This is a genomic window from Enterobacter sp. Li2LvB3 (assembly GCF_056156645.1).
In genome coordinates this window covers 1-1,211 of sequence record NZ_JBSICG010000064.1, presented here as the reverse complement: position 1 = coordinate 1,211, position 1,211 = coordinate 1, and the positions used below count along the sequence as shown (strand labels likewise).

Here is a 1,211-nt window from a genome sequence, read left to right as displayed (position 1 = left end):
GGGAGAGATACCGTCTTGCCGGTTATCCGGCAAGCGGTATTTCAGCATTAAATTCGCGCCCGGATTTCACCACTCCATAAGCCAGTTGCAGTAATTTCCTCATCCCTGCACATACCCGTTCTTTTCCTGTTTTCCCCCGCGCCGCAAGCCTCTCCATCAGGCTTTTCACCACATCATTGCATCTTCCTGCCACCACCGCTGGCATATACAGCGCACTGCGCAACTCTGCATGCCCTACCTTCGACAGTCTGCTTTTTCCTTTCCACAACCCCGACTCACAGCGCCGCGGATTCAGACCAGCATACGCCACCAGGGCCTTGCTGTTGCTGAAGCGTCGCAGGTTACCTGCGAACGCCAGCAGACTCACACTTAGCATCTCTCCTATCCCGGGGATACTCTTCAGCAGCTCCCGGTCCCGCTTCAGGTCCGGATTATCATCGATGTGTCGGTTGATTTTCCTGCGCGTTTCTTCAATCAGTTCATCCAGCATCGCGACGTGTTCATTCAGGGAAGGAACAATGACGTCATCCGCTGCTTCCAGACGATTTATCTCCATCTGACGCATCTCTTCCAGGTTACGCAGGTGGCGTACCAGAGCCGTCAGTTGCCGTTCGCTCAGCGGAGCAGGATACCAGGGAGCGGGATGATGCAGGGCGCAGTAGCGTGCAATCAGCGCCGCATCGCTTTTGTCTGTTTTATTGCGTGTCAGCTCCGTGTTTGCGAATGCATGGATACGCGCAGGATTTTCAAGGCTGACGCAGCAGCCATTATCGGCCAGCAGGGTGGCCAGTTCAGTGCTGTAGCCACCTGTTGCTTCCATGCAGACGTGGCAACGCTCAAAACGCGCCAGCCAGTTCAGGAATTCACGGCATCCGACAGGCGTGTTGGCGAATTTTTTGGTTTTGTACTTCTGATTTGGCAACAGGACAGCGACATCAAATTTGAGTTTGGCAATATCAACGCCGACGTGGACAGGATTCATCATGGCACTCCGTAACCTTATGAATAATATCGCCGGACCATCCTTATATGTGGGTGCTCGGGGCACAGGATACCGTTCGGTCTTGAGGCGACAGGGAAACAGGTTACCGGGGCATAATCTCTCCCGCGGGCTCAGGGGCACCAGGGTTGGGTGATGCTCACCGGTAACCTCCCGATGATCAGTCGGGGATCTTCTCCGCCGGAGCGGAGAAGATCAAGACATAAGGGTT

Annotated in this window: 1 protein-coding gene; it reads right to left on the bottom strand. The window is 54.7% G+C overall.

Going from position 1 to position 1,211, the window contains the following annotated elements; translation table 11 throughout:
* Positions 1–22 precede the first annotated feature (22 nt).
* Positions 23–985, bottom strand: coding sequence for an IS110 family RNA-guided transposase (locus ACS603_RS23420; protein ID WP_315686826.1), 963 nt, complete (start codon positions 983–985; stop codon positions 23–25).
* Positions 986–1,211 lie beyond the last annotated feature (226 nt).